General features: G+C 76.7%; 1 protein-coding gene. It reads right to left on the reverse strand.

Features of this window, described 5'->3' with window-relative positions:
- Nucleotides 1–553 (reverse strand): GTPase RsgA (gene rsgA / locus F2B26_RS16830; protein WP_159811241.1); only part of this gene is annotated, 553 nt, incomplete at both ends.

Raw genomic sequence — 553 nt, forward strand, 5'->3', positions numbered from 1 at the left:
TGACCAGGGTGGCCGCGGCCGTCGGCCCGGCGCTCGCCGGTCGACATCACCTGGTCACCGGCCAGGGCGTTGACCAGGGTCGACTTGCCCGCGCCCGACGGGCCGACCGCGACGAGCGTCACCCCGGGTGACAGCAGCGCGCGCACCGGGTCCAGCCCGACCTGCGCGGTGACGCTGAGCGCGTGCACGTCGACCCCGAGCGCGACGTCGGCGACCGCGAGCCGCAGCCGCTCGGCGTCGGGCACGAGGTCCGCCTTGGTGAGCACGACGACGGGCTGCGCACCGGACCGCCAGGCGAGCGTGAGCAGCCGCTCCACCCGGCCGAGGTCCGGTTCGGGGTCCAGGTGCTCGACCACGAGGACGACGTCGACGTTCGCCGCGAGCGCCTGGGTGCGCGACGTGCGGCCGGCAGAGTCGCGCACGAGCGCCGACCTTCGGTGCGCCACCCGCACGACGTGCAGCCCGCCCTCGTCCTCGGCGAGCAGCACGTCGTCGCCGACGGTGGGCGCCACGTCCTCGCCGTCGTCGGAGGGGACCAGCCCGCCGCGGGGCA

It is taken from the genome of Cellulomonas citrea (assembly GCF_009829685.1).
Taxonomy (GTDB): domain Bacteria; phylum Actinomycetota; class Actinomycetes; order Actinomycetales; family Cellulomonadaceae; genus Cellulomonas; species Cellulomonas citrea.